This is a genomic window from Paenibacillus sp. 2TAB23 (genome assembly GCF_052115165.1).
GTDB lineage: Bacteria > Bacillota > Bacilli > Paenibacillales > Paenibacillaceae > Pristimantibacillus.
Map to the genome: position 1 here is coordinate 221,370 of NZ_JBFRGD010000004.1, position 21,978 is coordinate 243,347.

A 21,978-nucleotide genomic window follows, 5' to 3' on the forward strand; every position below is an offset into this window, starting at 1 on the left:
TCCCAATGCGGCTTGTAGAAACAAACGGCATCAGGATGCTTTCCTGAACTTTTTTTATAAAATCAACTCTATCATAGAGCATTAGCGGGAGCAAGCTGCGTTTAGAATAGGCGTTTTTTGGCGTTAAGAAGCTCGGCAAGAAACGCGAGTGTAAGTCCTTGCCCCCAGCCTTGCACTCGCTTATGCGCAACATCACGATAACCTTGCTGATCGTTCATAACCGCCGTGCCCGCTGAAACGTTCATTACCGAGCCATCCTCGGTAATTTGACTTAAGATCCCCTCGATTGAACGCTGTATATACTTGTTATACAACGTGCCAAAGGCGAACAGACCGGTTGCAATACCAGCTGATCCCGAAGTCTCATGATAAGAGGTTTCGTCATTAAGCACGGTATGCCATAAGCCATTTTCGGCTTGAAGTCGTACGAGTGTGCTAAGCTGGTCTCTCATCGAGCCTTCGATAATCATGAAGGATGGATGCTGTACCGCGATATGCGGCAAGGCCTTAGCCATCGTCAGAGCCGCCCATGAATTGCCCCTCGCCCAAAAGATGGAGGACATGTGATTCTGAGCAATATGGTCCCACCCATGATAATACAAATTTGAGACAGGATCTTGAAGGAAATGCTCATGTCCATGATATTGTTTAAGACCATCCTCCAAATAATCGGCTCGATCAAGCAAATGCCCCATTCGCACGAGGAAGTAGCCTGCCATCATCATCGTATCTACCCATGCTTGCTCTGGGAAATTGTAAGATTCTGAATTTACGGTATGTTGAAATACTCCGTCAGCAAAACGAACGGCATCGTTCTTTAAGTACTCAGCCATCTGAATGGCCACTTCCAAATATTTCTCATTGTCAGTTGCTTTATAAAGGGAAATGAGCGCATGTCCGATCGAAACACCGTTAACGGATAGCTTAGGGAGTCCATCCTCAAGCTTCTCGTCCACCCATGCTTGCAGCAATGTCCTATACCGTTTGTTACCGGTTGCTTCATATGCTTCCGCCACGCCATAGAAAGCGACTCCGCCCGGCCAATCCCAGCTAAAATCCATTCTGAACGTACGTTCCACTACGCGGTCAATCACTTCCCGAATGTGATTTTCGTCAAATTGCAGCTGTGGCATCTCCATCTTCCTCTCTCCTCATTCATGTCTAACCCCTACTTCAAGCCGCTTGTACTGATACCTTCAACAATGTATTTCTGAAAAGCAAAGAATATAGCTAGCACTGGGATCAAGCTAACGATAGACATGGCGAACATCGCGCCCCAGTTGGAAACGGTATCACTGTCCAAAAACATTTTGAGTCCMATGGAAACTGGGTACAGGCTTGGACGGTTCAAGTAGAGTACCGGACCGAGCAGATCTTCCCAGCGCCAGTAAAAGGAAAAGATAGACGCCGTAGCTAGCGCAGGAACGACTAACGGCAGAATAATTCGGAAAAACAAGCGGAACTTCCCGCAGCCATCGATAGTAGCCGCTTCATCCAGCTCATTCGGGATCGTACGGATGAACTGAATAAGCAAAAAGATAAAAAACGGAATTCCAAAATATTGCGGGATAACGATTGGCTTTATGGAATTGAGCCAGCTTAATTTAGCGAACAAAATATATTGCGGGACGAGCACTACGTCATGTGGAAGCATCAGCGTAACCATCATAATGCCAAACCAGAACGTTTTTCCGGTGAAATTCAGTCTAGCAAAACCGAATGCAATAAAAGCGGAAGACAATACGGCTCCTATTGTCGCGATAATCACGATTTCAAGTGAATTCAAGATGAACGTCCCAAATGATTGGCCGGCAATTCCGACCCAGCCAATTTTATAGTTTTCCCAAATCCAAGGCTGCGGGATAAGTGAATCAGCTGTAGCGAATATGAGATTGCTTGGCTTGAACGAGCTCATTAGCAGCCATAATACAGGATAAACCATGATTAATGCGAGTGCTGCGACAAATATGTGGTAGATCGGCCACTTCAGTTTTTTTAACGTCATGATTAATGGCCACCTTTCGACTCGTAATGTACCCATTTTTTGGAGGTATAGAACAAAATACCTGTCAGAATGGCGATGATGATCAGCATGATCCAAGCCATTGCGGACGCATAACCCATATCAAAATAAACGAATGCTTGGCGGAACAAGTACAAGGAGTAAAGCAGCGTGCCGTCGAGCGGGCCGCCTTCGCCTTTTGAAATAATGTATGCCGGAACAAAAGTCATAAATGCGCCAATGGTTTGCATAATCGTATTGAACAAAATAATTGGGCTAAGCATGGGAATGGTAATTTTGAAGAAGCGGATTACAGGTCCTGCGCCATCGACATTCGATGCTTCGTACAATTCAGGCGGGATATTTTTGAGGCCCGCTAGGAAAATAAGCATGGAAGACCCGAATTGCCAAACGGACAAAGTAATAAGCATCCAAAGTGCCGCAGCAGGTTCAGCAAACCATCTCACGCTATCTAAACCGAGTGCATTCAGAAATATGTTTATAACGCCTTCGTCACCGTACAGGTTGCGCCACATGATTGATACAGCGACGCTGCCACCGATAATGGAAGGAAGATAATAAACGGTCCGATATAACCCGATTGCTTTCGAGGCTGTATTCAAGATCATTGCGATAAACAAGGCAAAAGCCAATCTAAGCGGTACGCCGATAAACACGTATAAAAAAGTAACCTTTAGCGATGCCCAAAACTTGGAGTCATCCGTAAACATCGTCGAGTAATTCTCTAATCCAATAAAGGATGGTGTTGAGAGAAGATCGTAATCCGTAACGGAAAAGTATAACGATGCTGCAGCAGGAATTAGCGTGAACAATAGAAAACCGATGACAAAGGGTCCAATAAACGTGTATCCGATCAGGTTGTTTTTAAATGATAGCGATTTCATCTTATCCAACTCCTATACGAAGTCTAGCTTGCCTTTTTTTTGTATCCAAGCGAAACGGCTTAGCTCCGCTTAGTGGCACAAACAAACCGATGTTTTTACTAGAAGTAGAAAATGCGATGGCCGATCTACCGACCAACCATCGCATCTACTCAAACAATATTACTTGTTTTTCTTAAGAATAGAGGTTGCTTCGTCTCTAAATTTCTTAGCCGCTTCTTCGGGCTTGATTTTGTTGTAGTTCATTTGCTCTGCAAGGCTTGTCAACGATTTGAATACTTCTGCGGATCCGATTGGATCAGCTGGATCCATTGGGGAGCTGTTTGCCTCTGCCCATGCTACATAGTCGTATACTTGAATTTGAGCTTCAGTGGAAACTTCTTTCAACGCTTCTTTTACTTTCGATGAAACCGGAACGCCGCGGTCACCTAAGATCAATTTGTTGGCTTCGATGTCATTTACGAAGAAGTTGATGAATTTAGCTGCTTCTTCTTTTACTTTTGAATTCTCAGAAACGGAGAAGAACATACTTGGCTTCAGGAACAAGCCTTTCTCCATGTTAGGACCAGCCATAGGTGCAATGGCAAGCGGACGGTTCGCTACTTGCTGCAAGCCTACGTATTGGTTCGACCATTGCCATACGCCAATGCCTTGGTTAAGTACAAGGTGGCTATCCTCAGCACCTTTGATTTGAGCAAGTACGTCCGGAGAAGGAACTGCGCCGTCGATCACCAGCTTAGCCAGCATACCGAAGAAATCAGTAAACATTTTATCGTCGTCATAGCCAAGGCCCGTACCTTCCGCGTTAAACAATGTTTTGTCTAACGTACGGAGATAGTATCCAAAGAATACTTCTGGACGCATGCCGTTATCGAAGTAAAGCCCTGCTGCTTTGGCTTTGGCAGCCATTTCGATGTATTGATCCCATGTGAAGTTTTCTGGAATGGAGTCAATTCCGGCTTTTTTCAAAAGAGCAGGATCATAGTTGAGTCCAAGCGCATTAACACCTAGGTTCATGCCGTATAGACCATCGCCTAGCTTGCCGCCGTCAATCGCATTTTGGCTAATGTCAGTCACATCGATTTGATTGCCTAGGAAAGGAGTCAAATCTGCCAATTGGTTTCTGCCTGCATATTGAGAATAGTTTTGTGTATCGATTTGAATAATGTCTGGAAGCTCGTTTGCAGCCGCTTGAGGCGCTAGCTTCTTCCAGTAATCATCATAGTTCGCATATTCCATCTCAATTGTTACATGCGGATTTTTCGTTTTATACATTTCGATAACCTTCATCGTGTAATCATGTCGAGGCTGACCGCCCCACCATGCAATTCGAAGTGTTACTGGTTTTGCTTCGGCTGTTTCTGTTGCTTCAGTTCCTGTTGTAGGTGAATTCGTGGAGTTCGTTGCGTTACCATTGCCATTATTCCCTCCGCAAGCGCTTACGAGAACCATTGCAGCAGTCATGAGAGTCAAAAGCATTTTCTTTGGTGCTTTCATTGTGTTACGCCCCTTCCAAACTCTTTAATGTTGTTTACAAGCCTTATTATAGGTCGAATACGGAAGCATCGGAATTAAAAAAACCGCTTTCTTTGTTAAAAAAACAGAGGTCGCCATCATGGCGACCTTTTGAATTCGGATGGCGTAAATCCGGTATGCTTTTTAAAAACCTGGCTAAAATATTGCGGATTATCACCGAAACCGAATTTTTCTGCCAGCTCGAACACTTTAACATCGCCGGTCATTTCGATCTCTACCATTGCCCGTTCCATTCTCAGACGAACAACGTAGTTAGAAAACTTCTCTCCCGTTTCTTTCTTAAAGAGCTTGCCCAAATAATCAGCATTCATATATAAAATTTCGCTTGCAACCCAATTTAGCGACAAATCAGGATTTGAAATTTGCTCTTCGATCACGCTAATCATCTTATGAATAATAATAGAGTGCTTTTTTGAATGCGTATGATAATTTTGCATGCAAATCTTTTCTGCGCTTTCAGTTACGAATTGTTCGATCGTCCTTAGCGTACAGTAGCTGTCGAATCGCGTGATTTGCGTTAAGTAATCGTTAATCTCCTCAGGTCTGCCCTGCCGCACAATCGAAATATATAGCGGAATCACATAAGATTTCGATAAATGGGTATCCATGCGGCTATCAGCCAGCAAAGAAAAATAGTGCTGAAGCTCGGATTGAACAAAAGCCCAATCACCTGATTTGACATGCATGCATAGCGGCTCTTCGTCGTAGATGAATGAATTCAGAATGTTGTCATCACCGCGCTCGACATCCATCTGAGTGATGATGCTGCCCTCACCCAAATAGAACTGGTAGTTCAAGCATTCCAACGTTTCACGGTACATTTTGCGGGCATCGGTTATTGGGCCTGCATCGCTAACGGCGACGGTGGCATCGAGTTTATAATAGGTCGAAAATGTTTGTTTGATGGCAATAAGCATCGGGAACAAAATATCTTTATCACTAATCTCCTTAATTAAAAGCAGAACATGCTTGCCAATTGTCGTGCTTAATAGAACAATGGATTTGCCAAGCACGTCTTGGGCAATGTTTTTTACGGCAAACATATGCTCGAACTCGAACTTTCCGTCTAATTGGAATAAGAGCAGCTGTACCTTGTCATTCTCAACGGTAATATGAAACAGATTTCCATAGTCGTCCCAATCCCTCTGCCCATAGGTTTTATTCGTAACAAGCTCTTTTAGAAATTGCTCCTTGGCATGAGGAAGCACTTTGGAAAGCTCTTTCTGGATATTGGTCATGAACATTTGCTGCGACTGCTGCTCTTCAAGCTCAGCAATCACTTCGGTTAGCGCATCCGTAATCGTATTTTCGTTGCATGGCTTAAGCAAATAATGTTTAACGCCGAATTGCATCGCCGTTCTTGCATAATCAAACTCACTGAAGCCTGATAACAAAATAAAGGCAATATGCGGGTATTTCTCATGTACCTTTTCCACTAGCTGAAGACCATTCATTCCCGGCATCTTAATATCGGAAATGACGATATCCGGCATATGGCTTTCAATGAAAGCCATTGCTTCAAGTCCGTTGCGCGCTGTTCCAGCCAACTCCGTCTGATACTCCTCCCATTTGACCGTAAGCGAAATACCTTCTACTATTATTCTTTCGTCATCTACCAGCAATACCTTATACATGGGAACCCCTCATTTCATAAGGAAGCATTATCTTGACTCTTGTACCTCCGTTTGGCTCACTTTCAACCATTAATCCGTAAGCTTCACCGTATAAAAGCTTGATGCGATCTTCAATATTTTTGAGACCCAACCCCGAGCCCTTCGTTTGCACTTGTCCGCTCAGCAATTGTGCAACAAAGGCTTCCTCCATGCCTGGTCCATTGTCCTCGACCGTAATAAACAGCCAATTGTCCTCGGCATATGCCGCGATTCTGATACTGCAAGTGTCAATCATCTGTTCAAGGCCATAATTAATGGCATTCTCGACCAGCGGCTGCAGCGAAAGCTTAGGAATACTGCAATGCAGCAGCGTATCTGAGACATTAACCTGAAAGTCCAAACGTTCCTCGAACCTGTATTTCTGTATCGTTACATAATGATTGATAATGTCGAGCTCCTTGCTTAGCGGAATCAGCGGCTCCTTCAGATTGATTGAGGTTCGTAGAAGTGAGCCAAGCGCCTCTACCATCTGTGAAATATGCGTTTGGTTGCTCAGCTTAGCCGACCAATTGATCGATTCTAACGTGTTGTACAGGAAATGCGGATTGATCTGAGCCTGAAGCGCTTTGAACTCCGTGTCGCGTATGGTCAATTGCTTCACGTAGTTTTCATGTATGAGCTCGTTAATCCGTTCAACCATAATACGGAAATTTCGGTGCATTTGTCCAGCCTCGTCCATGGCCAGCGCTCTTTCGTTTGGTTCCTCTATATATTCAAAGTGACCGAGCTGTACGCGCTTCATTTTCGCATTCAAGCGTTCAATTGGTTCCGTTATCCCTTTCGCAAAGCTGACAGCAATAAATAGAATGGCAATAAAAAGAACTGCAAAAATAATTATGATCGTATTTTTCACCTTAACTACCCGGTCAAAAATATCATCGAATGGGATGAGCGTATAGTAGGTCCAATCGGTATAGGTGGACGCAATAAACGTTACAAAATATTGCCTGCCCTCGTATTTGATCACCTTATAGCCTTCTTTCCCCGACAAGGCCGCTAAAGAATCGATTGGGAACTCGGATGCGTCCGGGTAAACGGCTTCATTATGATTCATAATGATCAGCTGAGCATCATTGCTGTTCATTCCTTTCGCTAAATCGCGGAATAGCTTATTCATATCGATGCGCAGCGCTAGTGTGCCAATGTAATCCAACTTTAGCTGCTCAAAGGATCTGACCTCACGAGCAGCAATTAAAGACTTATCAAAGCTGTAAGGGGCTATCCATGTGTTCCCGCCCTTATTGACGGTCGTTAATTGCTTGAATTCATTGAGTCTATCTTGAAATACCGTAACCGAATTAGCGCCAACCGCATATTCGTTATCATTAACGTCATAAAGCTGTGCAGACAAAACGTATTTATCCAATGCGCCTATATTGACCATTCGTTCCTTGACTGTCAACTTCACCACATAATTGTCGTAATCCGATAAACCGCTCTTGATGGATCGCAAATAATGCTGGATCGTCGAATCGGTTGATAGCATAAATGTAAGTTTTTCCATCTTTTTAAGCTCATTCTCTATGCTGATTGATGACAAACTCAACGCTTTGGAGGATTGCTTGTAGATCTCCCGGTCATAGAAGTCAAATGCATATTGTTGAATGATGATTGCTAAGACGGCAACAACCAGCATAATAACAGAGATTAGCACAAACATTTTATACTTAATTCGAAGATTCATATAAAGCGCTTTCAAATATAACAAGCTGTAATTCCTCCTTCCAGCATCCTCAAGTCCTGTTCATAGGATCAGCAATTTCGTTAAAAAACAGCGCCCTGCCTGTTGGCGGGCGCGGCTTATTATTTCTTGATTAAATATAATGTAATTTCTTCACGGTTATGGAACAGCTGCTTTGCCTTCTGAAGTCTAAATTCCGTTGATAGTCTTGAAATCACATCTCTGATGGTTTGCAACGGCTTGCGATGCATGAGCTTCACCGTAATGATCGCAGTTGCCCCGCTTTTAAGCGCAGGCTCCAGATCCAGAACGAGCTTGCACATCAGCATCGGGCTCCAGCTCATATCACAGACTAACAGATCGAATGAACCAGGATTGAATTTCACCTCTGAGGCATTTCGCTTCAAATAGGTAAGTGTTGGATACGCCATTAATGAGGGGTGCAATTCGGCTGGGTCTATGGCTGTTACCCGTAAGCCACGCTCCAAAAGGAGTGATGTCCACCCGCCTGGTGCCGCGCCTACATCAAGCGCATTTTGAAAGCCGGCGTAATTTAGGTTGAATTCCCGCTCTGCCTCAAGCAGCTTGAACTTCGCGCGGGATACTTGTCCCTCTTCGCGCTGGAAACGCACCGCACCGCCTGGCCAATCCGAAAGCATGTCAGCAGGAGCGCCAAAACCTACATACAGCTTTTCAGCAGCAGCATAAATAGCAATAATAATATCTGGCTGCTGTACGACAGGCTCTGCGTCAATTTCTTCAAGGACAGCATCCAAAACGGCCTTCGTATCAGCGGCTGTATACATAAACGTTGTTTTGGAGGTGCGTCTAATATGAACGGCAACCCGCTTGTTCTCAAAGGACAAGACGGCATTCCGCACCATGTTGGACAAATCCTCAAGGTCGTTCGCATTGCCTGTAATATCGATTGTACGATCAACAGGCTGCATATGGCGTAGAAAGATCGGCTCCTGCTGGAGGATAGCTTGCAGAGTTTCATCACGGTCGAGCGGGCTCGTCCATAAAAAAACCTCTCCTGCCGCAAGCTGCGCGAAGGTTACTCCATCAACAATTCGACGAAGCTCCTCCATCGCATAAGGTGCATAAGTTTGATTGGCTGTTCCGATCCATTGACTCACGTATGTTAAACCTCTTTCATTTATGAATTACTCATTACCTTGGGAAAGGAAGGGAGCTTTTCTCTCCCGACTCCCCGGGTATGTTACGATAATCGTCCGGCAATTTGATTTAACAAAGTATCAGGCATCGGACCGTTATGCAGCTTCGTATCAATAGGAGCACTGTTCATGAGCATGTCATACATCTGCATCCGACCAGCGCTGCTTGAAGTGTGTAAGTAGATTTGCTCCGGGTAACGGCCAGTTTCCACGATGTGGCGAACCACTTCATAGCCTGTTGGCTGCGCCCAGCCTAGATCGTAATCAAGCGATAGAATGCCAACTTGCTCAAGATCAAGAAGCTGCTTGCATTCCTCGGCATTTATGGCCAGAACGAATCCTTTGGGGCAAACTCGGTAATCATCCAAATAAACATGTATCATGATTGACCCCCCTGCACAATGAGTAACTTTCGTTCGCGGTCATTTATAGATCCTTCTGACAGCTTGTGCAAACATAGGCTTTGCGAGCCGAAACATCCAACTTTTCGATCGTTGCTCCACAGTTATTACATGGTTGACCTTCCCGATCATACACTTGAAAAGCTGTAGGACGGAAATCAGCGGCTTGCTCGATGGCTGAAATCGCATGTTCACCGCCACCGCCATTTGCAATCGCTTCCTTTAATACCTTATGCACCGCGGCGTATAGGCGTTCCCAGCTCTCTTGCTCGAACATGGGAATTTTCGCATCTGGTCGGATTGCAGCGGAATAGCAGATTTCGTCAGAATACACCGCACCAATTCCAGAAATGACGTTTTGATCCATTAAAGCCGCCTTAATCGCTCCCCTTTTTTTTGCAAATCGGGCAACGAAACGTTCTAGTGTCAAACGTTTATCCAATGCATCCGGACCAAATTTGCCGAGCTTCTCTTCAACTTCCTTGACGCTTAGAAGCTGAAGATCATTTGCCCTGAGTCCAACGCCGTATAAGATTACTTCGCCAAAAACGAGCTTTAATTGTGCGCTGCGGCTGGGAAGATCCGATTCGCTTCCGATATACAAATAAGCCCCTTGCCCCAAATGAAGCAATAGACGTTTCCCGTTGTCCAGATGCAGCAATAGGTGCAGGCCACGCCTCTCGACAAACCATAATACTTTCCCTATAACGTCACGTTCCATTTGCTCATCGCTTGCTTGAAATATTTTAGAGCTTGATACCTCGATTCCAGATATTTGAGCTCCTGCAAATTTCTCAGCCAGCAAGCTCCGGTAAATATCCAGTTCCGGTAATTCCTGCATGAAGTTTCGCTTCCTTCCTATGTCCTTCGTTAATAATCTTATGCTTCTCTATGTTCAGCTATATATGAACGAAGCGCTTCTAAATGTTCGCAAATAACCGTCGGCTCGCAGCCAGCTTGCGTTGAATAATAGGATAGGTTATCAGCATTCGTAAGGCCGGTTAGAACAAGTATCGTTCCGCAGCCTGCCGCTTCTCCGAAGGCAATGTCTGTCGCCAAATTATCTCCGACTACCCACGTTTCATTCGCTTGCAATCCAATCTCATTCAGTGAATATTTCATAATAATGGATGATGGCTTACCGATATGAATCGGTTCTTTCCCGCCTGCAGCATGCAGCATGGCTCCAATTGAACCTGCTCCTGGTATAAGTCCATCGCTTGAGGGCAGCAGCAAGTCAGGATTTGTCATGACAAACGTTGCACCGCCATGAATATACCTAACTGCTTTGGCCAGGCGATCATAAGTAAAGGTTCTATCGATTCCCTGTAGAACGAAATCCGGCTGATCCTCCGTTAATTGTAAGCCTGCCTCGAGTACGGCCTTCTTGAGCCCTGTCTCACCAACGACAAATACGGCGGCCCCTGGATGCAGTTGCGCAATATGCCCTGCAGCTGCTTGCGCAGACGTGCATACATCTGCTGCCGTGGCGGGAATTCCCATGCTCAGAAGTCGGTCAGCTACCTCTTCCGGCGTTGCTGAAGAATTATTCGTGACAAAGCGATACGGCATATTGATTTCTTGCAAATATGAGATTAAGCGATCGGAATCATCTATCCGATGCGAGCCGTGATATAACGTTCCATCGAGATCGATTAGCAATCCTCGCATGATGTGTCTTTCCTTTGTCATCGTCATGAAACCTCCCAGGTGTCTATCAGCAACCACGAAGGCCGTTTCATTCTTTGCTGCTGCCATTCGAAATTTATATCGTTTTTGATGCCTTGCGGCGAAGCCGGGCAATACGATTTCGTAGTGCTTCAAGCTCTGCTTTCTTCTTGGCATCAGCGCGAAATAGCGACGATTGATGCAAGGCATGCTCAAAGGCTGTATTCACATAGCTGAGTGCAGAGTCGTAGTTTTTAAGCTTATGTTCATAGTACATCGCAAGCTCAATACTCGCTTCATGTGCAGCAGGTCCGAAATGCGTGGGAGAATGAATAATAGCCTTCTGCCACAATAACACAGCACGATCCCAATTTCCAGCCTTCTTGTCTCGTGCAGCAAGCATGACGAGCGTAGAAGGTTTTGAATGCTGGAGGCTCATAAAGACATCAAACAGCTGCGACGGCAGCTCTACTCTCCCCATTCGCTCAAGCCAAAGTCCTGTTCTCACCATTTCCTCCGGTTCGTCTGGAAGAGGTATATAAGTTTCTATATTACCATTCAGCAAATGACCGAAACGAATGGCTAGGCAAGCAAGTGAGAGCATATCCGTTTCGTTGTGCTTAAACACGCCTTCTAACGGTGCTGGGTTTCCATCCGCTAAATATTGGAAATAGAGCTGCGGTGCAAGTGACCCAGGCACGTCGTCTACACGCTCAATCCCAAGCCGTTCTTCCTCCACATGGCTTAGTTTGCAAGACACTAGGGTATTTCGCCAAATCGATCTTGCAGGGTGCAAGAAATCGAGATGCTTAGGCTCCCACATTTTACGTCCGAGTCCATTCATAATGAAACGACTTTCAACGAGAGGCCAGTCGAACGTCTTCCCATTGTAGGTTGATAAAAATGAAAACTGCTGAAGCTTCTCCGCCAAATACATGAGCATAGCCCTTTCTTCGGCTGGATGTCTGATTAACGCTTGCTCAATGACAAAGTGTCCCTTTGACATATAACCTATGCCGACCATAAAGGGGACGTTACCAGCCCCGACACCTAATCCAGTCGTTTCAAGATCCAAAAATAGGATTTGCTCCGCTGCTGATTGCTCCGAAGGATGAAAAGCTGCTAATCCAGGTGCAGCGGTGTATAACTCTTGTAGGGCATGTAAGCCATGACGGTAATCCATCGGGTAGCGAATTACCCTAAGCAGAAAACTACCTGTTTCATTCGTCGCCAGCTCTACACCGAAGGCTGCCCATCCTGGCGATAACCGATCTGGATGCTCAGCTTGATCCGACTCAGGCTGCGACTGGGGCTCTATCTTCTGTTCTTCGGCAGCGGTGTCAACCTTTGAGCTTTCCCCGCGCAACCGATTCATTCTATCGCGCATACTGCTCATTGCGCACCTCCGCTTCATCAAGCAGCATTTTACCCTTTATTGCTCTTCACAAATTACAATTGAGCCAATAACTGAACGCTCTTTAGTTTCACATTAAGCCCTTCGATTTCTGTTCCGATGCAGGATGGACAACCGTCCTCGCAAGGACATTTTCTAATCAATTTCCTTGCAGCTTCCTTCACTTCATCAAACCGTTTGTAGACATCCTCCGCTAAACCAATTCCGCCAGGGTAATGATCATAAATAAATATCGTAGGGAGCTGCGTATGCTCCGCTCTTATTTGAGATACGACGTGAATGTCGCTTCTGTCGCACATGACATGAATAGGAACAATATGCTTTAATACATTGGCAATGCCGAGCAGAAGCTGCTCCTGCGTTTTTGTTTCGATCTCGGGATCTATTTCTTTTAGCTCAATCCAAGTTGCACTGGTGTGCAGCTCCTCCTCAGGCAAATTAATGGGACCATATCCGATGTTTTCAAAACTGCTCAACCTGATTTTCTTAAATAGCGTCGGCATCGCATTTACGACGACATCCCCATAATGTATAGCGGAGGTTCGTTTATTCTCCGTCCTATCCGTTGCTAATACTTTAAGCTTAACGGCTAGGTTCGCATCTGTATAATATTCGACATCCACTTTGCGAACGTATGCCTTCTTGTGCTCCCAATCCAGCTTTTCGACTTGGTGCTGCACGCCCTCATGCAAATATATCGCTTCGTCGTGTAAGAGAGTCATTGCGCTAAATCGGTCCATCTCCCCAATAATTTTCACATTCGCGGCTTCACTCTGGTCGATAATAACGACATTTTCCTGCGCGGCTGAACGTAAACTGACCTCACTTGCCGGAAAAGCTAAATTTGCCCAATAAAACGTATCACCCGCATGGGTGAGTACCCGTTCTTCAGTAAGATACTCCAAAATGTCAGTTATCTCCAACGATCCGAATTGCTCGTCCTTTTTAAACGGCAGTTCGTATGCAGCACAGCGAACATGGTCGACCAATATGAGTAAATTTTCCGGATTGATTCTTGCGGATTCAGGTGACCGATCAAAGAAATATTCGGGATTTTGCACAATATATTGGTCGATCGGCGTATTGCTGGCCACCATAAGGATAAGCGCCTCCCCATGTCGTCTGCCCGCTCTGCCTGCTTGCTGCCAAGTACTAGCTACGCTCCCGGGATACCCAGTCATAATACATACTTGCAGTTGACCGATGTCTACGCCAAGTTCCAGTGCATTCGTACTGACAACGCCTAAGATCTCTCCGTTTCTTAACCCTTTTTCAATTTCCCTGCGTTGGTTTGGCAAATAGCCGCCACGGTAGCCCCGAATGGATTTGGTGCCGATTTTGTTTTTGACGAGCTCTTGTATATGGCTTAATATGATCTCTACCCTTACCCGGCTCCGTGCAAATATGATCGTTTGTATTTTATTCGTAAGAAAGTCCCTTGCCAAATGGTTTACTTCTACAGTTGCGCTTTTCCGTATATTCAATGGCTTGTTTGCAATAGGCGGATTATAAAAAACAAAATGCTTTCTGCCTCTCGGAGCGCCATTATCGTCAATGAGCCTCATATGGCTTCCCGTCAGCTGCTCTGCCAATTCCTTTGGGTTTGCAATTGTCGCGGAAGTGCAAATAAAAAGAGGGTTGCTGCCGTAAAATTTGCAAATACGTTTCAACCTTCGAATAACGTTCGCAACGTGGCTTCCGAATACGCCCCTATACGTATGCAGCTCATCAATGACAATATATTTAAGATTGCTGAATAAACTGACCCACTTCGTATGATGAGGCAAAATAGCTGAATGGAGCATATCCGGATTCGTAATTACGATATGTCCTACATTTCTTACAATCGTTCGAATCGCAGGAGCTGTATCGCCATCATAGGTAAAGCTTTTTATGTCAATGCCCATTTCGCTGATTATTTCGTTTAGTTCGCTTTTTTGATCTTGTGCGAGCGCCTTTGTCGGAAAAAGATAAAGCGCTCGACTGCTATCGTCTTCAGCGATGGCTTGTAATACCGGCAGGTTATAGCATAACGTTTTCCCTGAAGCCGTAGGTGTTACGGCTACAATATTTTCACCTTTGCGAATGGTTTCGTAGGCTGTGTATTGGTGGGTGTATAGCTGCTCTATCCCGCGCTTTGCTAATGCTGATCTAATCCTTGAATCCACACTTTCTGGAATCGATTTTGCCTTAGCTTCTTGAGGCTCGATTTCAGTCCAATTTATAATATTTTCATTGCCTCTTAATTCTTGAATCATTTCCGAAAGTGTTTTCTTTGTTATCATTACTTCGCACCTCGCAATACCTTATATATTAGCGAATATTTGTTCCCTTTGCTAGTCTTTCCTTCTACTTATGCGAAGCATAATAATAACCAAAAGAAGGCTTGACGCAAGTTTTGCTTTTTAATTAAAATACGCCCCTCTTTCGTTGAATTGACAGCCAAATAAGAAATCGATATAGTAAAATGATATTTATTAGTTAGATACTTCTTTAAATATCTAAACATAAGCTTGCTTAACTCGAAAGGATGGTTTTTATGTCCATCAATGATTCCTTTAAAGCGCTCTCAGATTCGAATAGACGAAAAATATTGGAATTGCTTCGCGAACGTGATCTGACCGCAGGTGAAATCGCCGACCACTTTCAAATGACAAAGCCTAGTATCTCCCATCATCTCAATCTGCTTAAGCAAGCGGAGCTCGTATGGGATCAACGCCATGGGCAGCATATTTATTATTCCCTTAACTCAGCCGTATTCAATGAACTATTAAACTGGATCATCTCCTTCCAGCCAACCAATTCTGAAGGGAATGAGAAAGCTTGAAATCTAATGTGCTTTCATGGTTAATTGTTTCCTTTGCCCTAATCGCAAGCATAATCACCTATCCGTACATGCCGGAGCTTATGGCCATACACTGGGACATAAACAAAGAGATTGACGGCCTAGCGAATAAAGCATTTGCCTTATTGCTGCTTCCAGCACTCATGGTTATCTTAATCGTTATCCTGCCAAAAAAACAAAACTTCCAACAGCATAAGCACAGTCTCTATGTGATTCAAAACGTTATCCTGCTCTCTCTTCTTGTTCTGCATGGCGTAACCATTGCATACGGCTACGGACTCAACATTGATATCGAGAAGGTTGTCATTCCGATGGTCGGCGTCATTTTAGCAGTATCAGGTTTTTATATGCCTCGCCTAAAGCCCGATAGTTTGATTGGAATTAAGACGGCTCATACACTCGCGAACGAGGCTGTTTGGAAAAAAACGCATCGGGCGGCAGCAAAGTTTTATGTATATGGCGGCCTGCTCATGATTGTCAGTACATTCGTTTCGAATCCTTATCAAATGTTTGTATTCTTCGGAATTATTGTGATAATCGTACTCGCATCCGTCTTCCTCTCATTCCATTTCGGGAAAGACCAGAAATAAAAAAACGTGAGGAGCTCCTCACGTTTTTTTATTATTCCATTTGACTCGTTCGTTTTATCTCAACCTGGAGCAAATCCCTTGCAGCCGTAACCGGCTCGAAATACAAAGCTGCCTCTCGTTCCAGCTGGCTAAGATCATCGTTGCTGTAACGTCCGCTAAAATGCGTCATAACGAGGTGCTTCGCATTCGCACCAGCAGCTGTTTCGGCTGCTTCCTTCGTCGTGCAATGCCCGAATTCATGCGCTTTCTCCTCCATGCCTGCTGCAAAGGTTGCTTCATGAACGAGTAAATCCGCATCTAACGCTAGCTTGTTAGCGTTTGCACAGGGCTTTGTATCACCTAGAACGGTTACGATCCTGCCGATATAAGACGGGCCAGTCACCTCTTCAGAATACACAATCGAACCGTCTGCAAGCGTGATGGATTGGCCTTGTTTAAGCCGGCCATACAAGGGGCCTGATTCTACGCCCAGCTCGATCAGCTTATTGACTAGCAGTTTTCCTGGCTGGTCTTTCTCGGTAATACGGTATCCGAAGCTTGGAATTCTGTGCTCTAGCAGCCTTGCCTCCACTTTAAACCGCCCATCTTCAAAAATAAACGCTTCATCCCCCGCTATTTCATGGATGATCAGCTCATAATCGAGCTGTGTAGCACTTATGCTGAATATCGTCTCTATATATCGTTTGATTCCTGCAGGACCATACAAATGTACAGGAGTAACTCCCCCGTCAAACGATCTGCTGCTCAGCAGCCCTGGCAAGCCATAAATATGATCGCCATGCAAATGTGTAATAAATACGAACTCCAGCTTATTTAATTTTAGCGGTGTATTCATAATCTGATGCTGCGTCGCCTCTCCCGCATCAAACAGCAGCCAACTGCAATGAGGCTCTGGCAGCTGCAGAGCCATTGCTGTAACATTTCGATATTTGGAAGGACGGCCAGCTCCCGTTCCTAAAAACCACATTTTCATTTGTACGTCCACCTCATTCTTAACAGCAGCTGAGTTAACTTCATAAATGGAAACGAAGAGCCCTCTCAAGCTCGCATACACGAACGCTCAAGGGCTCTCTTCTAACTTAAACTATACTTTTTCAACATTGAAATACTGTGCTTCAGGATGAGCGAATACCATTGCGGAAACGGACGCTTCCGGCTCCATCATACATCCTTCGGTTAGTTCGACCCCAATATCCTGCGGCCTCATAAGATCAAACAAAGGCTCCTGGTCTTCAAGATTCGGACACGCCGGATAACCGAAGGACACTCGAATGCCTTGGTAGCGTGCGCCATGACGCTGCTTCATCGTCATTTCCGCTGGATCAGGATAACCGCTAATATCGCGCATAATATGGTGGACACGTTCAGCCATGCCTTCCGCCACCTCAAGAGCAACAGATTGAAGCGCATGTGAACGCAGATAGTCCCCGTTATCCTTCCACTCATTAGCAAGCTCGCGAATACCATGTCCGGCTGTGACGACTAAGAAACCAACGTAGTCCATCACGCCGCTTTCCACCGATTTCAAGAAATCCGCCAAACATAGATAAGGTTCAACCTGCTGTCTAGGGAATGTAAAACGCTTGATCTCTTGCAAAGGATCAACCGGGTTGTAAATAATAACGTCATTGCCCGAGGATTGCGCCGGGAAGAAACGGTACATGCCATGCGTCTTAATGATACCGTCCGATGTTCCTTTTTGCAAAATTTCATCAACCGTAGCTTTTAGATGCACCGCTTTCTCATTGCCCTCTTTTAGCAAGTTGTCGACGTTGCCCTTAAGTCCAAGGTGATGACCAAGCAGCATCTGCATATTAACGTAAGGAATAACATGAGGCAGCGGTACGTCTCTAAGAATGTGTCGGTCCAAATCAGGCGGCGTAAAAACAGGCGCATCCGGAGAGATTTTGGAACGAACGGCACGTGTCAGCTGCGGCAATGGTTTTTTTTCTTCTTCTTCCAAACCACCCGAAGCTTTGAATGCGGCCATTTCTTCTTCCATACGCGTTCGGTGCTCTGGATCCATCAGCTTATTCGCAATATCGAGACCATCCATTGCATCTTTGGCATAAAGGACAAGGCCGTCATACTCCGGACCGATTCTCGTTTTGGTAAACTTCCTCGTAAGTGCCGCGCCGCCTACAAGGATAGGAGCATCAATACCGGCCGTACGCAAATCCTGCGCTGTAATGACCATCTGCTGCGCAGATTTAACGAGCAAGCCCGACAATCCGATTGCATCAACCTTTTCATTGCGGTATGCCTCGATTAATTGCTCCGGCGGTACTTTTATGCCCAGATTTATAATTTTGTAGCCGTTGTTTGATAAAATAATTTCGACCAGGTTTTTCCCGATATCATGAACATCGCCTTTAACCGTAGCCAGGATGATTTTACCCTTTACGGAAGATTCGTTTTTCTCCATAAAAGATTCCAGATAGTTAACGGATGCCTTCATGACTTCTGCGCTTTGCAGCACTTCAGCCACAATGAGCTCGTTTCCGTTAAACAGCCTGCCTACTTCCTCCATCCCGCGCATCAGCGGTCCGTTAATGACTTCCATTGCGGAATATTTCTTTAACGCTTCGTCGAGATCCGGAATCAAGCCTTCCTTCGTTCCCTCAACGACATAAGAGCCAAGCCGCTCTTCTAGCGTAAGATTTGAAATTTTCTCTTTTTTCTCAACCTTCTTATCGCGGAAAGCAGCTACGAAGGATGCTAGCGTCTCGTCAGTCGTGTTATATATCAGTTCCTCTGCCAAACGACGCTCCTCATCCGGAATAGAAGCATATCGTTCCAGCTTTTCCGTATTGACGATTGCATAATCCAGACCGGCTTTTGTCGCGTGATACAAATAAACAGAGTTAAGCACCTCGCGGCCAGCATCCGGAAGTCCGAAGGAAATATTGCTGAGTCCCAGGATCGTTTTGGCAAGCGGGAATTTCTCTTTGATCATGCGAATGCCTTCTAGCGTTTCAACTGCTGAGCCAATATACTGCGGATCTCCAGATCCGACAGGGAACATGTTCGGATCAAAAATGATATCCTCGGCGTTCATTTTATATTTCTCCGTCAACAGCCTATAGGAGCGCTCAGCAACCTCCATCTTCGCTTCACGGGTTACAGCTTGACCGCGTTCATCGATGAGAATCATAACGACGGCTGCTCCATATCGATGAATCAACGGAAGAATTTGTTCGAACTTAGACTCGCCGTCCTCTAAATTAATAGAGTTAATAATCGCTTTTCCTTGCGAATATTTCAGACCGAGCTCAATAATATGATCATAGGTCGAATCGAGCATTAATGGTGCTTTGATCTTCTTGACAACCTGCGGCAAAAACTGATGAACCGCATAGGCTTCATCAATATCCGTATCCTGCAAGTTGATATCGATCACATGCGCGCCGCCCTTAACCTGCGCTCTCGCAATTTCGGAAGCTTCATCAAACTTTTCTTCCTTCAACAGTCGTTTAAACTTCCGTGATCCGGAGATGTTCGTACGTTCTCCAATCATGATTGGGCGGTTCTCTGGTTCAATGAAGACCGTCTCAATACCGGAAACCGCGTTCGGATGCGTTCCCATTTTGGTGCGCGGCGCATATTTGGCCATCGTCTCACCCATTACGCGAATGTGGTCTGGTGTCGTTCCACAGCAGCCCCCTGCGATGTTCAACCAGCCCTGCTCGGCAAACGCAGACATCTTTTTCGCAAGCGATTCAGGCGATTCATGGTAATGTCCGTTCTCATCAGGCAAGCCTGCATTCGGATAGCAGCTGATTGCAGAATTAGCAATCTCGCTCAACGTGCGCAGATGATCTCGCATGAACTCCGGCCCTGTTGCACAGTTAAGACCGATGGAAATCGGCTTTAGATGCTCCAAGGAAATATAAAAGGATTCAATGGTTTGGCCTGCAAGCGTCGTTCCCATCGGTTCAATGGTTCCGGATATCATAATTGGAAGCTCTTTGCCAAGCTTTTCAAATGCGTTGCGGATTCCGATACTGCCCGCTTTTACATTCAACGTATCTTGTGATGTTTCAAGCAATAGCGCGTCAACGTCTGCTTCAATCAAAGCAAGCGCTTGCTCATAATAGCTCTCTACAAGCTCATCAAAGGTGACACCGCCGGTTACAGACAATGTTTTTGTCGTAGGTCCAAGTGCGCCGGCAACATAACGAGGCTTCTCAGGTGTGCTATATTTGTCGCATGCATCACGAGCAAGCTTAGCAGCAGCCAAGTTGATCTCTCTTGCCTTCTCAGGTATATCATAATCAGCCAACACAACACTTGTAGCTCCGAACGTATTGGTCTCTAATATGTCAGCGCCTGCTTCCAGATATTGCTCATGAATTAATTGTATAACGTCTGGACGAGTCAGGACGAGCATTTCATTACAGCCGTCTAGCTCTGGTCCGCCAAAATCATCTTCATTCAATCCAGCCTGCTGGATCATCGTCCCCATTGCGCCGTCCAGAATGAGAATACGCTGTTGAAGCATTTGTTGTAAGGTCGGTTTCGACAATTTATTACACCCTTCCCAAAATCATTAACACATAGTTTAGCAGAATACCTTCTGTGTGAAAAGGTAATCCATCGACAATCCAATTATTTTGTTTTATAATCAGTATATCATTTAATTTCTATAGGAAAAGAGGGAATGTTCATGGCTGAGATTAGAATTCGCAATACAGAGGAACGGATTCAAGGTGAAGAGGCTGTCCGTGCATTTCTAGATAAGCAAGAGGTGCTTTACGAGCACTGGAACCCAGAGAAGCTAGCAGAAGGGCTTCAACAGAAGTTTGTACTTTCCGATGAAGAAAAACAAGAAATATTGACGACATATGACGAGGAAATCAAAGATCTCGCAGAAAGACGCGGTTATAAAACATGGGATATCATCGCATTGTCCGATGCTACACCAAACCTCGACGAGCTGCTCAAAAAGTTTGAAAACGTCCATACACATACGGAAGATGAAGTTCGTGCCATTACAGCCGGACGAGGTATCTTTATCATTAAAGGTACGGACGACGTAGGTTACTTTGACGTTGAGCTCGAAGCTGGCGACGTCATTTCCGTGCCGGAATACAAGCCGCATTTTTTCACGCTTATGGATAACCGTCAGATCGTTGCCGTTCGTCTCTTTATTGAAACAGAAGGCTGGATTGCACACCCTTTCGCTGACGAGAAATTCGCGTCTAGCGAAGCGTAAATTCAACTCATAAATAATGCAAGCCCCTCTGCAGCAGCAAACGCTGGCCATGAGGGGCTTTTTTGCACCATTATTTAAGCTTCGAGAAGGTGAAGCAGCTCTTCAAGATGCTTGATTTCATGTGAAGGAATAATGTCATCGTTGCGTACGGCAGCATGACGGTTAATCCAGACTGACGTCATGCCCACCGTGTTCGCACCAAGAATATCAGTTGTCAGCTTATCGCCAACCATAATTCCATGATCGACTTCGATATCTAGCCTTTCGAGTGCATGCTTAAATATGGCAGCAGCCGGCTTGCCCTGACCAAATTCTCCTGAAATTATAATATGATCAAAGTAAGGTAGCAGTTCCGGTACGCCTGCAAGCTTCTCCCTCTGTAAATCTGGAGAACCATTGGTTAGCAATAGCAGCTTGTATTTGCCTTTAAGCTGCTCGAGCACACGAAATGTTTCTTCATACACGATAGGACGTGCGCGACGTTCTGCGGGGAATTGCTCAGCAAGCTTCGCTCCGAGCTCCTCATTATTAATGCCGAGCGACTTAAGTCCTTGTGTCCAAGCTGCTTTTCGGTAACCGGGTGCAAGGCGCTCTAATTTGCGGAACTCTTCTTGCTCGCCTTCAAGAAAAGGAGCCCAGAGACCTTCAAATGGATTGATTCCAATCATTTTTGTAAATGGAAAAGTTTCATAAGACTCATATAGGGCTCTTGCTTCACGACGCACTGCATCCTCCAATGCAACGGGATCTACACCTGTTGCATCTGCTGCTGCTTGGCAAGTCGCCTCGAATGCTTCCTTTACACTTCGGTCATCCCAAAGCAACGTGTCATCCAAATCAAATAATACCGCTTGTTTAGCCATTGTTGTCCAA

General features: G+C 45.2%; 18 protein-coding genes. 3 read left to right on the plus strand and 15 right to left on the minus strand.

The genetic code is table 11. The features are described from left to right. Positions 1 to 101: 101 nt before the first annotated feature. From AB4Z29_RS08375 to AB4Z29_RS08430, 12 genes are all read right to left on the minus strand, one after another. Complete coding sequence (locus AB4Z29_RS08375) at positions 102 to 1,133, minus strand: glycoside hydrolase family 88/105 protein (RefSeq protein ID WP_441942815.1); 1,032 nt, start codon at positions 1,131 to 1,133, stop codon at positions 102 to 104. Between the two features lie 35 nt (positions 1,134 to 1,168). Next, entirely contained in the window at positions 1,169 to 2,005 is an 837-nt protein-coding gene (locus tag AB4Z29_RS08380; protein ID WP_441942610.1) for a carbohydrate ABC transporter permease, read from the minus strand. 2 nt (positions 2,006 to 2,007) lie between these two features. Continuing rightward, on the minus strand, positions 2,008 to 2,916 hold the full coding sequence (locus tag AB4Z29_RS08385) for a carbohydrate ABC transporter permease (RefSeq protein WP_441942611.1): 909 nt from the start codon (positions 2,914 to 2,916) through the stop codon (positions 2,008 to 2,010). 150 nt (positions 2,917 to 3,066) lie between these two features. Next, positions 3,067 to 4,401, minus strand: coding sequence for an ABC transporter substrate-binding protein (locus AB4Z29_RS08390; protein WP_441942612.1), 1,335 nt, complete (start codon positions 4,399 to 4,401; stop codon positions 3,067 to 3,069). A 116-nt stretch (positions 4,402 to 4,517) separates the two neighbouring features. After that, positions 4,518 to 6,074 (minus strand): response regulator transcription factor, encoded by a 1,557-nt coding sequence (locus tag AB4Z29_RS08395; protein WP_441942613.1) that lies wholly within the window; start codon positions 6,072 to 6,074, stop codon positions 4,518 to 4,520. Then, entirely contained in the window at positions 6,067 to 7,821 is a 1,755-nt protein-coding gene (locus tag AB4Z29_RS08400; RefSeq protein WP_441942614.1) for a sensor histidine kinase, read from the minus strand. Before AB4Z29_RS08400 ends, AB4Z29_RS08395 begins: the two co-directional genes overlap by 8 nt. 95 nt (positions 7,822 to 7,916) lie before the next feature. Beyond that, positions 7,917 to 8,933, minus strand: a complete 1,017-nt coding sequence (locus tag AB4Z29_RS08405) for an SAM-dependent methyltransferase (RefSeq protein WP_441942615.1) — start codon at positions 8,931 to 8,933, stop codon at positions 7,917 to 7,919. Between the two features lie 83 nt (positions 8,934 to 9,016). Next, on the minus strand, positions 9,017 to 9,355 hold the full coding sequence (locus AB4Z29_RS08410) for a cyclic-phosphate processing receiver domain-containing protein (RefSeq protein ID WP_441942616.1): 339 nt from the start codon (positions 9,353 to 9,355) through the stop codon (positions 9,017 to 9,019). A gap of 43 nt (positions 9,356 to 9,398) precedes the next feature. Next, a complete protein-coding gene (locus AB4Z29_RS08415) occupies positions 9,399 to 10,214 on the minus strand; it encodes an Fpg/Nei family DNA glycosylase (RefSeq protein ID WP_441942617.1) in 816 nt (271 codons plus the stop codon). Between the two features lie 38 nt (positions 10,215 to 10,252). Beyond that, complete coding sequence (locus AB4Z29_RS08420; protein ID WP_441942618.1) at positions 10,253 to 11,065, minus strand: TIGR01457 family HAD-type hydrolase; 813 nt, start codon at positions 11,063 to 11,065, stop codon at positions 10,253 to 10,255. Between the two features lie 73 nt (positions 11,066 to 11,138). Then, complete coding sequence (locus AB4Z29_RS08425; protein WP_441942619.1) at positions 11,139 to 12,437, minus strand: ribonuclease H-like domain-containing protein; 1,299 nt, start codon at positions 12,435 to 12,437, stop codon at positions 11,139 to 11,141. Between the two features lie 53 nt (positions 12,438 to 12,490). Next, positions 12,491 to 14,737, minus strand: a complete 2,247-nt coding sequence (locus AB4Z29_RS08430; protein ID WP_441942816.1) for a DEAD/DEAH box helicase — start codon at positions 14,735 to 14,737, stop codon at positions 12,491 to 12,493. Between the two features lie 257 nt (positions 14,738 to 14,994). Here AB4Z29_RS08430 and AB4Z29_RS08435 point away from each other — a divergent pair, with 257 nt between their 5' ends. Continuing rightward, positions 14,995 to 15,282: an autorepressor SdpR family transcription factor gene (locus AB4Z29_RS08435; RefSeq protein WP_441942620.1), complete on the plus strand. Its 288-nt coding sequence runs from the start codon at positions 14,995 to 14,997 to the stop codon at positions 15,280 to 15,282. Continuing rightward, positions 15,279 to 15,890: an SdpI family protein gene (locus AB4Z29_RS08440; protein WP_441942621.1), complete on the plus strand. Its 612-nt coding sequence runs from the start codon at positions 15,279 to 15,281 to the stop codon at positions 15,888 to 15,890. Before AB4Z29_RS08435 ends, AB4Z29_RS08440 begins: the two co-directional genes overlap by 4 nt. 31 nt (positions 15,891 to 15,921) lie before the next feature. Here AB4Z29_RS08440 and rnz read toward each other — a convergent pair whose 3' ends face one another. Then, entirely contained in the window at positions 15,922 to 16,863 is a 942-nt protein-coding gene (rnz, locus tag AB4Z29_RS08445; protein WP_441942622.1) for a ribonuclease Z, read from the minus strand. Positions 16,864 to 16,974: 111 nt separating this feature from the next. Next, on the minus strand, positions 16,975 to 20,415 hold the full coding sequence (gene metH, locus AB4Z29_RS08450) for a methionine synthase (protein WP_441942623.1): 3,441 nt from the start codon (positions 20,413 to 20,415) through the stop codon (positions 16,975 to 16,977). A gap of 141 nt (positions 20,416 to 20,556) precedes the next feature. Between metH and AB4Z29_RS08455 the strand changes: the two genes are divergently transcribed. Beyond that, positions 20,557 to 21,105, plus strand: coding sequence for a 1,2-dihydroxy-3-keto-5-methylthiopentene dioxygenase (locus AB4Z29_RS08455; RefSeq protein ID WP_441942624.1), 549 nt, complete (start codon positions 20,557 to 20,559; stop codon positions 21,103 to 21,105). 74 nt (positions 21,106 to 21,179) lie between these two features. Here the strand turns inward: AB4Z29_RS08455 and AB4Z29_RS08460 are convergent, their stop codons facing one another. Then, positions 21,180 to 21,968, minus strand: coding sequence for an HAD family hydrolase (locus tag AB4Z29_RS08460; protein WP_441942625.1), 789 nt, complete (start codon positions 21,966 to 21,968; stop codon positions 21,180 to 21,182). Positions 21,969 to 21,978 lie beyond the last annotated feature (10 nt).